Annotated in this window: 5 protein-coding genes; 1 reads left to right on the top strand and 4 read right to left on the bottom strand. The window is 45.9% G+C overall.

Going from position 1 to position 11203, the window contains the following annotated elements:
* Together ACTIE6_RS07000 and ACTIE6_RS06995 are read right to left on the bottom strand one after the other, a co-directional pair.
* On the bottom strand, positions 1-945 hold a 945-nt coding region (locus ACTIE6_RS07000), incomplete at its 3' end, for a RagB/SusD family nutrient uptake outer membrane protein (protein WP_439555954.1).
* A gap of 66 nt (positions 946-1011) precedes the next feature.
* Complete coding sequence (locus ACTIE6_RS06995) at positions 1012-4089, bottom strand: SusC/RagA family TonB-linked outer membrane protein (RefSeq protein WP_439555953.1); 3078 nt, start codon at positions 4087-4089, stop codon at positions 1012-1014.
* A gap of 352 nt (positions 4090-4441) precedes the next feature.
* Between ACTIE6_RS06995 and ACTIE6_RS06990 the strand changes: the two genes are divergently transcribed.
* Entirely contained in the window at positions 4442-7417 is a 2976-nt protein-coding gene (locus ACTIE6_RS06990) for an FAD-binding and (Fe-S)-binding domain-containing protein (protein ID WP_439555952.1), read from the top strand.
* A gap of 447 nt (positions 7418-7864) precedes the next feature.
* Here the strand turns inward: ACTIE6_RS06990 and ACTIE6_RS06985 are convergent, their stop codons facing one another.
* Positions 7865-10669 (bottom strand): DUF5686 and carboxypeptidase regulatory-like domain-containing protein, encoded by a 2805-nt coding sequence (locus ACTIE6_RS06985; protein ID WP_439555951.1) that lies wholly within the window; start codon positions 10667-10669, stop codon positions 7865-7867.
* Positions 10670-10765: 96 nt separating this feature from the next.
* Positions 10766-11203: AAA domain-containing protein (locus ACTIE6_RS06980; protein ID WP_439555950.1), on the bottom strand; the 438-nt coding region annotated here is incomplete at its 5' end.

Below are 11203 nucleotides of genomic sequence, written 5' to 3'. Positions count from 1 at the left end.
GTTATCACCTTCCTTGAAAGAGTTATAAAACTCAGTCGCGGTACAGTATCCATTCCATGGAGCCTGAGGTGTGTTGTAAGTCAACTGGCTCAGATAGTGGAGTGTACGCATGTTCATGTTAAACCCGCCCCGTTTCGAAGCATCGTAAGGTACAGCCAGGATATTCTCTTTGGAAGACTGGTTCTGCGTAGAGAAGTTGCTGAAAAAGTCAGCTGACAACGCGTATTTACCGGAATTAATAACAATGTCGCATTCCGCTTTTGCTTCTGCCCATTTCGGAGTACCTGTGTAAACTTCCGCGTTCAGATACAATTTAGCCAATGTCATATCGGCCACGTATTTGTTGAAACGGCCGTAAAAAGCACCGCCCGCAGTTTCGCTCAGGTTAGGATAAGCTTCTTTCAATTCCTTTTCAATCCACGCAAAAACCTCAGCACCTGTCTTCTGGGTAGGGCTATCACCGCCCAGCTTGTCTGCGATAATGATGTTACGGAAATTATCTAGCAGCACGTAGTGGTAAAACGCACGCAATGCACGAAGCTCCGACTTAGTCGCCAGATCAGTGATTTCCGGATTGTTCAGCTGTTGGTTAATGGATGTGATACTGTTGTAGCACCATGTCCAAAGACCATTAAATTTATCATCGTCTCCGGCAGGAGTCCAGGTATGTTGTTTCAAACGTTTCCATGCATCTCCGTCTTTCCAGTCACCACCGCGGGTTGGAATTACCTGTTCGTCAGTAACTGTATTCAATTCGGCAAAGCGACCGAAATAATCTCCCAGCGAGGCGTAAAGCGGCCCTAGCAGGGCTGCCTGCTGCTGCGGGGTAGAACCGAACTGGTCCGTCGGGATTACATCGTAGGGTGTTTCAGTGAGGTCTGTACATGCCTGGCCGGTTAGCAGCAATGCTGAGCCAAGTAGTATATGTTTTACTTTCAGTTTCATTTTAATAGTCATTTAAGGTTTTGGCGATTTGGCTGAATGCAACGTGTGTAGTCACTCTCAGTCAGATCAGAATGTCAGGTTTACGCCAAGCTGGAATGTACGTGTTTTTGGATAAATACCCGTTGCATCCAAACCAAGGCTGTTTGGCGCAGAGTTATCATTGTTAAAATCACCTTTTACTTCAAGCTCAGGATCCACACCGCGGTATTTGGTAATGATAAACAAGTTGTTTCCACCTAAATAAATACGTGCATTGCTAATGTACTTGTTTTCCAGCGCCAGATTGTATCCCAGTTGCCAGTTATCAAGACGAACGTAGCTGCCTTTTTCCAACCAGTAGTCAGACAATGCGTTGGTGCTAAAATTAGCAGGAACTTCTCTCACGCTTTCCAGCATGTTAGTTTCCAGGATTGAGCCAGGAATAGAAAGGTTAGAGCGAAGGTTGTTCAAGATGCTGTTTCCAAATACACCTCTCAACTGGAAGCTCAGATCAAATTTATTATAAGTTATGCTGTTGATCCACGCTCCTGTCAGGTAAGGCTGCGGGTTGTTTTTGAAGCCAACCTGCGCATCAGCTGGGTTGGTCACGGATGCACCTCCATCTTTTCCTTGCAACAACATCTGGCCTTTATCATCGAATCCAACAAAATGACCTACGTTGTTAAATGCACCCAATGGAAGTCCTGGTGTCAGGATCGATGCATATACATTGGAAAGACCGCGACCACCGAACGCATTGAAACGGATGATACCAGAATCGAAGTCATTGCTTTTCAGGTTGATGATCGAGTTTTTGATATAAGAACCTGTCAATCGGCTGTTCCATGTAAAGTTGTCTTTCTCGATCACATTACCTCCGAATGAAAGTTCAATACCCTTGTTGCTCATCGATCCAACGTTCGCCCAGATAAAGTTTGTGAAGTATTTCACACCGTCAGCTGGTACCGAGTATTTGTAAAGCATATCGTTGGTCTTCTTGTCAAATGCGTCGATAGATCCGGAGAAACGACCGTTTGCCAGTTGGAAGTCCAGACCAATGTTAGTCTGAGATACTACCTCCCATTTCAGGTTAGGGTTGGTATTCTGCGTAATCGCGTATCCCGGAAGGAAGTTGTTGATACTTCCATCATAGTAAGAAGTAGTCGGACCGTATAATTGAAGGGACTGGTAAGGTACAAGTCCTTCCGAGTTACCCGTTTTACCCCAGCTCGCGCGTAGTTTCAAGTAGTTGAATGCTTCTGATTTAGGGAAGAAAGATTCGTCAGAAATTGTCCAGCCTCCCGCTACAGATGGGAAAAGACCCCATTTGTTGTTAGCTCCGAATTTAGAGCTTCCATCGTAGCGAAGTGTTGCAGTCAGGTTGTACTTCTCATTGAAGTTCAATGTACCGCGACCAAAGAAGGATGCAAGCGAAGTCCTGTTTCTGTAAGAGCTTACATAACCGGTTTTAGGAAGAATCAAGGATCCCGATCCTAGTCCAAGGTTGTTATAACCAAGACCTGTTGCGACGAATTGTGTGTTGTTAGCACCGAAACCGTCATTGATGATATCCTGATAAGAGTAACCACCCAGGATAGAGAAGTTGCTTCCTTTCTCACCGAATCCTCTCAGATAGTTCGCTGTTATCTCAAGCAGTTTGTCGTTCGTCTGTCCCAGGTTTCTGGAAGCCTCACCATTTGTAATCTGGAAAGCTTTCACAGACCTGTCGCGTGCGCGGCTCGTAACCTCCTGGTCGTTTTTAAGGGCTCCGTTTACACCAAGTGTCAATCCGCTGAATATTTCGTATTTCAAATTAACAGCTCCAACCAATACATTTTTTTGACGCTGGAAGGTCTCGTTTTCCAACATAGCTACCGGGTTGTTCAAGTCAAATGCACCAGGGATCTCGTAATTGGAACCGTTTGCATTGCGAACCGGAAGTGTAGGAAGGAATAACGTAGCGTTTGCCAGGATACCGCCGTCGGTCAGGTCAGAATTGGTGTTGGTATATGACAAGCTGTACTGAATGTTCAGTCTGTTGTCCAGTGCTTTCTGATCAAGGTTGATCCGGCCTGTCATACGATCGAAACCGGTATTTTTGATGATACCCTGACGTTTTGTATAGTTAACAGAACCTCTGTAAGAAAATGTAGGGGAACCACCTGCAACCGCCAGATCGTGGCTGTTTGTGAATCCGCTTCTTGAAATTTCATCCCACCAGTCAGTATTATAATATTTTCCGTTCGCGTCTTTTGGAAAACGCTGGTTATCCAAAAGTGAAGAGTCACCTTTAATGCGTTGTACCTCAGAAATATAACCCGGTCCATCAAGCAATTTCAGATTGTTTGAGATTACATCAATACCTACGTAGTTATTGAATGTAACCGTCGCCCGGCCAGACTTACCGCGTTTTGTAGTAATGATGATAACGCCGTTCGCCGCACGTGAACCGTAGATCGCAGAAGCGGATGCATCTTTCAAAACATCCATTGACTCGATATCTGTCGGAGAAATGGTACTGATAGGTACGCCGATAATTCCGTCTACAACATATAAAGGGTCGCTACCGCCCGCCAGCGAGGTATATCCGCGAAGTCTTACAGTCGGGCTAGTGTTAGGGTCACCATTTGGCTGGGTGATCGTCAAACCTGCTACACGTCCCTGAATCGCCTGTAGTGGATTCGGGTTGATACCTGCATTGAAATCTTTGGAGCTAACCGAAGTTACTGTTCCGGTTACGTCTTTTCTTTTGGCAGTACCATAACCCACAACCACCACTTCTTCCAGCGCCTTCACGTCGTCAGTAAGCGAAACGTCAATTCTGGACTGGTTGCCAACTGTAACTTCCTTGCTGGTAAACCCGATGAAGCTGAAAACAAGTGTTGAATTAGCAGGCGCTGCAATGGAGTAATTACCGTCCATATCGGAATTGGCACCTTTCGTGCTTCCTTTAACTGTAATTGAAACGCCCGGCAAGCCGCTTCCTTTTGTGTCGGTCACCTTTCCGGTGATCTCAACATCCTGGGCGAAAGATGTGTTAACCAGGGCAAAAAGGAGAACAAATAACGCAGCAATCCTAAGAATACCTGCATTCGTTTTTTCTCTCCGATTACCTTTCCCTGAAACATCACTGTAATAAGGTTCTTGATAGGATAAATTCATCATAGGTTATGAATATTGATTTGGTATTTTAAAGTGCTTCCTGCCGAACGCCAGCTAATTTCCTGCATATTAAAATGTGGCAGAAAAACAGGTAACAATCTGCCATTCTGAACTTACAGGGGAATTATTTGAAATTAAGCATTATCACTATCACAAAATAATAGAAATCATACGGATAATGCAATAAAGCAAACGAAATAGAATGCATTAAATTCTTATTAATTTCCAAAAGGTATATACGCAGAAATAAGTGGCTCGCGTGAGGTGACCTAAGCTCGTATTACTACAAGATTTGCTGGAAATCCTTGCTGCTTGTGTGTAACTTTGCTCTCCCAGTTTAGTTTTTAATGCTTTTATGACACCTCAGCCTACCGTATCCGGCAATCAGTTAAGTTCCTTGTCCCAGCAGCTTGAAGGCGATCTGTATTACGATAATACAATGCGTACGTTGTACGCCACGGATGCTTCTGCTTACCGGGAAATGCCTTTGGCAGTCGCCATACCAAAGTCAATAGCCGATATTAAAGCCCTGATTTCATTTGCTGCGGTAAATGGAATTTCGTTGATCCCGAGAACAGCCGGAACATCGCTGGCCGGACAGGTTGTAGGAAGTGGACTGGTGGTTGACGTTTCACGGAATTTTAATAAAATAATTGAAATTAATCCCGAGGAAAGATGGGTGCGTGTGGAACCCGGTGTAGTCAGGGACGAGCTGAATATGGCTTTGAAACCTTATGGTCTTTATTTCGGGCCGGAAACATCAACTGCCAACCGTGCCATGATTGGCGGAATGGTGGGAAATAACTCCTGCGGCTCTAATTCTATCGTTTATGGAAGCACAAGGGAACATACGCTGGAAGTAAAAGCAATCCTTGCAGACGGAAGCGACGCCGTTTTTTCGAATATAAAAAAGGGAGAATATGACAACCTGCTGCAAGCCGCAAGGCATAAAAATGGCAGCGCGTCGTTGCTTGATAAGATATATCTGAAGACCAATGAAATCCTGTCTTCTCCTGAGAACCAGGCGGAAATAAGAAAGAACTTCCCGAAACCCTCCGTGGAGCGGCGTAATACGGGATATGCATTGGATATGCTGCTGAATACGGCGCCATATACCCCAGGCACGGAGGACCCAGCAAAGGAATTCAACATGTGCAGCCTGATCGCGGGCTCGGAAGGCACATTATGTTTTTTGACAGAAATTAAATTGAACCTGGTACCCCTGCCTCCCAAAACGCAGGGGCTTGTGTGCGTGCATTGCTTTACCATCGACGAGGCACTGCGGGCTACCATCCTCACATTGAAGTATGGTCCCCAGGCTGTTGAGCTGATCGATGAATATGTACTGGAATGCGCTGCTACCAATCCGGAACAGAAAAAGAATGCATTTTTTGTAAAGAACAAACCCGACGGCAACTATCCCGCCATCCTGGTTGTGGACCTTTCGAGGGAGACGAAAGAAGAAGTGGAGGCACTCGCTGCTGACCTTGAGAAAGAACTGACGGAGGCCAATATCGGCTTCCATTATCCCCTTCTTTTCGGGGATGATACCAAGAAAATCTGGACGCTAAGAAAAGCGGGGCTTGGCTTGCTAGCCAATATTCCGGGTGACGAGAAGGCAGTGGCGGTGATTGAGGATACAGCAATTGATGTGTACGATCAGCCTGAATATATCCGTGACTTCAATGCGATTTTGAAAAAACACGGTATGTCGGCGGTTCACTACGCACACGCAGGGTCAGGGGAACTGCATTTGCGGCCTATTATTAACCTGAAAACCAGTGAAGGCCACCGGCAGTTCAGGATGATTGCAGAGGAAATTGCGGATCTGGTTAAGAAATATGACGGCTCTCTTTCCGGCGAGCACGGAGACGGGCGGTTGCGGGGAGAGTTTATTCCCAAAATGGTTGGTCAGCATAATTACCAGCTTTTCAAGGATATAAAGAAGACCTGGGATCCGAACAATATCTTCAATCCTGGTAAAATCGTAGATACTGCTCCAATGGACACTTTTCTGCGCTACGAGGCAGATCAAAAAACACCGGAGTTTAAAACTTACTTCCGTTTTCACGATCAGGATGTGTTACAGCACGCCGAGCAATGTAACGGATCGGGCGACTGCCGCAAAACGGAGTTGAGTGGAGGTACCATGTGTCCCAGCTTCATGGCGACGCGCAATGAAAAGGATACCACGCGCGCGAGGGCGAACATTTTGCGTGAAATGCTGACGCGTTCTCCAAAAGAAAACCGCTTTGACAATCACGAGATTAAAGAAGTTTATGACCTATGCCTGGCCTGCAAAGGCTGCAAAGGTGAATGCCCCTCGAATGTGGATGCGGCCAAATTGAAAATGGAATTTTTGCAACAATACCACGACGTACATGGTGTTCCGTTGCGGTCGTGGCTGGTGGGTAACTTTTCCAAAATGACGGGTTTAGCGAGCTACGTACCCTGGGCTTACAACCTGATCTTCAAGAATGCGCCGCTGCGCAAAATAGCAAACCAGGTCGTAGGATTTCACCCCGACCGTACGATGCCGCTTTTGCATGCTACCACATTGAAAAAGTGGTTTGACAAACGTAAAAAGACAGCCACGTCAGGCAAAAGGGTTTACCTGTTTTGTGACGAGTTTACCAATTATAATGATGTGGAGATTGGTAAAAAGTCTATTTTGGTTTTAGAAAAACTGGGGTACGAAGTCATCATTCCTGATCATGGACCTTCCGGTCGACCGCAGCTTTCGAAAGGACTTTTGAAAGACGCGAAAAAGATCGCTGAAGAGAACATCCGGCTGTTGAAAGACATTATCTCGCATGATACCCCACTTGTGGGCATTGAACCTTCCGCTATATTAACTTTCCGCGATGAGTATCCTGATCTGGTAAGTGACGAGCTGCTGGAAGAATCAAAAAAGCTGGCGATGAATGCGTTGCAGTTTGACGAATTTATTGCCCGGGAAATTGAGCTGAAAAATATATCTAAGGATAAGTTCACCAAAGAAAAGCGCCTGATCAAATTGCACGGACACTGCCAGCAAAAGGCAATTTCGAGTCTGGTACCTACTAAAAAAATGCTTTCGCTTCCTGAAAACTATACCGTCCAATTAATCCCATCGGGTTGCTGCGGAATGGCGGGTTCATTCGGGTATGAAAAGGAACATTATGATATTTCGATGAAGATCGGAGAACTGGTACTTTTCCCGGCTGTGCGCCAGCAACCCGAAGAAGTAATCATCGCCGCCCCGGGCACCAGCTGCCGCCACCAGATACACGACGGCACGGGAAGAAAAGCCCTGCATCCGGCAGAGATATTGTTTGAGGCGCTGGTGTGATGTTACCGATGTTGCGCCGCGATGCGGCTTTTCATTTGCGAACCCTGATCTACCGATGTCTACCGATGTTGCGCCGCGATGCGGCTTTTCATCTGCGAACCCTGATCTACCGATGTCTACCGATGTTGCGCCGCTATGCGGCTTTTCATCTTCGAACCCTGATCTACCGATATTGCGCCGCGATGCGGCTTTTGCTTTGCGAACTCGGATTTACCGATGTTGCGCCGCGATGCGGCTTTTTTGAAGCTTGCGGTAATGCCGGTAGGCATGATATATCGGTAACTTACCAGCGAAACCAGCGTATCCGCAATGCCTTAGGCATGACATATCGGTACAAGCTAGGTATGAGGTATCGGTACCAGAATAGGCATGAGGTATCGATGACTGGATAGGTATGAGATATCGGTGACTCGCTAAAACGCAGCCGAAGTGCGAGCACTGAGTCTCCTAATTCCTTCCAATATTAATATTCATTGTAGTCCCGATCCTGAATACTGTGTCTTTATACTTAAAGCCTTCAAAGCTGTTTACAACCTCAACACGGAATGGGAAGCGGATCCCGACATCCAGACCGTAGCCTAGTTCGGCGTAGTTGTCGGAAGTGGGTGTGGCTAGGTAATGCAGCATGAAATTTTCCTTGATTCCCATTACACGGAACCAGGAAATTTGCGTTAACAGAAATTTCCGCAGTTCACTTAAAACATGCACTTCCGCAAACTTGTTAGCAGTGGAATATCGGTAATAGTCGAGCATCCGGAAACTGCCTACAGGGTCGCCGAACTGGAAGAAAAAGCGATTACCGGCGAAATGCTGATAATCCGGGAACTGCAAAGAGTCAGCATTCAGGAATGAACCCACCGCCACTTTGTAGCGCAGCTTACTCCGTATACCCGTATCAAATGCATGCTGAATGCCGATTTGAATAAAATCATAATTCACATCACTGTTGAAAATCCCGCTAAAACCTTTCCGGTAATTGACGGACAAAATCGGGGAATCGTCGTCGTAAAAGGAAGTTTTCCCTCCCTTGATCCGATACTTTTGCCACGGTTTGTACGCAGCAGAAACACCGAAGGTAAATGCCTGATGCGGCGTCATTTCGTAGGATTCAGTTCTGGAATCGGTTACATTCTCTTCATTGAATGGGATATTGGAAGTAAAATCCCGCCGTTTCCAGTCAATCCAGTTGTAGGAGCCTAAATTCCCCAGATTACTCAGCGGCTTGCGGTCCGCAAATTCAATGTTGGCCTTCAACTCAAAATGCTCGTTTTCGCGATTAGTTTTGAAATCAAGTCGCACGAAGTTTTTCTCGTATATTTTGATAAAATTTTGCTCCAAAAAAAGCGTAGTGAATGTATTCAGCAGCGGGTGCATCGGGTTTTCTCCACTAAACTGTGCCACGGTTTGTCCCCCGGAAAGGTTGATCGTAGTACGTCGGCGCTTGTAGTCCACACCACCAAAGAGCATCAGTTTTTGCCGCGCAAATGAATAGCGCGTAAGTGCATTGAAATTCAGTTGCTGCCCGGGACGCGCAGTGGTTTTCTTCGAAGTACCTTTCGAAATTGAGTCGCTTTTGCTCTTTTTTTCACCACCAAAATAATAGTGAAGCTTAAAGCCGCCCCCATTCAGCGCCAGTCCCTCCACGGTATTTACCTGTGCGCCGAAAATCGGACTTACATATTGCAGGTTCCATGGACTCTCCTTCCCCAGCTGCCAGTTGGTACCTGTAATTATATTACCTATGAAGCCAAATACACCTTTTCCATTGTTATTGCTGTTGTTATTGTTCCTGGTCGAATCGGACTTCGTACTCTTCGAACCTTTTTCCACAGGCTTATTTTCCTGAACTACGATAATGCTGTCCAGCCGCGTGTAGCTTTTTACCTCAGCAGTAGTAAGCGGCACCGTCCTGATCGAGTCCCAGAATGCCATTGAGCGACGGGCCGCCATTGAATCTACTTCCGTAGAATCTTTGCGCGTAAGGTTCATATCAATATCCTCGCCTCTTTTCTCCTTCTCTTTCAGATCCTGCTTTTCATATTCCTTCATGAGCTTGCGCAGGTTTTTGGCAGAAAATTCCTTTTGCTTGCTCACTACCTCTTCCAGTTTCTGACTTTTGATCTCGCGGTTGCTCAGCTTTACTTTCTTTGCTTCTTCTTTCTCTTTTTTACCATCAACAACTACGATATCCGGTGCAAAAGTCGGGTTGATTTTGACGTTACTGAAAGACTGTGAAATCACGAAGTCACCTTTTCCTTTCAAACCGTAAATGCCTCCGTGAATATGAAATTGCTGGTTTACAGGCAGCCACACGTTTTGAACTGGACTATAAACCTGTTTGATATCGATTGTAAAACCGGTATTCACAGTTTGCAGATCCAGACTGTAAATGCTCCATTCATTTTCAATAATCTGGATCGTACCGCGGTAAACGCCTTCTCCCCACGAGCGTGGGGTTACCTTGATCTTGTTCACCTCAATCCCATTCTCGCGAAAAGAACCCTGGTATTCAAATTTGTAATAGGCAAATGCGCGGGGTGATAGCGGGGAAACCGCTTTTACAACTTCCGGCTGATAAAAGCTCGCGAGCAGGTATGCATTCGGATTGGCAAAGTTCTTGTCCTGGCTGTTCCTGGAAGCGATAACTTTTTGTTTGTAAGAGTTTGGCTGTTTAAAGGTCACGACAGAAACGCTTTCATTCAAAATCGGAACCCCTTTCTTGAAGTTTGTTTCACTCTCAATCTCCTTCAACTCCTTTTTATATAAAAATTCCATCGGTAGATCAGTGATCACAACGGAAGATTTGGAATAGGCTTTGGCTGTGTAACTATCCACCTGCAATAAATGGTACCGGCTTTTGGCGATGGCGCGGCGCATAATGGTATACGCGGGATCCTCGCCTTTGCTACCGATCCTGACCTCGCCTAGATTAAGCGCCTGCTCTTCCATGGTCACGTCGAAAGTCTGCATTCCGCTTTCGATCGTTACCGGTTTCATACCCGTTTTGAATCCCAGGTACTGGAAAATCACTTCATAGTAACCCGGTTTCAGATCGAGCTGGTACCTGCCTTCTTCGTTGGAGATCGTACTTACATTAGTCCCTTTGACCAAAATGCCCGCAAATGGAAGCGGCTCGCCGTTTTTGTTCTTGATAATACCTTTGATACCTGAGGCCGGTGAGGAGATTTGCGCAATAGCCAGACTGGTTGCGAAAATGATCAGGAATAAGCTGATGAAGTAGTGTTTGAACATAAAATGCGTCCGGTGGGGAGTAAACTGCTTTTAAAAGGCAGATGCTCTTAAATATAATCCGGTTGCATTAAAAAGATTAAACAATTTCAGTTTTTGTCAAATATCTGCAAATTCCCACGCACTCTGGTAAGCGCCAAGTGTCTCAGCATAAGCTATAAAGTCGGTATAGAAAGGCAGCGAGGAAAGCGTCGCACTGTCGCCAATTACCACCAGTTTTTTTCTTGCTCTTGTCATCGCTACATTCATCCGCCGGATATCAGCCAGGAAGCCAATCTCACCTTCCGCATTGCTCCGCGTCATACTGATATACACCACATCCCGCTCCTGACCCTGGAAACTGTCAATCGTATTTACCGCAATCTTAGGGAGATAATCGTTGGGAAAACCTGCGTGCTGTAACTGTTCTTTCAAAATGTTGATCTGCTCTTTATAAGGAGAGATGATCGCAATCGTAGGGAATTCTGCCGGCAGCAGCGGCTTTCCTTTTGAAAGCTCTCCTACCAGTTGCCCTAGATGTTTGAAAAGAAATGCGCC

It is taken from the genome of Dyadobacter sp. (assembly GCF_051859145.1).
In the GTDB taxonomy this organism is placed as follows: Bacteria; Bacteroidota; Bacteroidia; order Cytophagales; family Spirosomataceae; genus Dyadobacter.
This window is presented reverse-complemented; position numbering and strand designations above follow the sequence as displayed.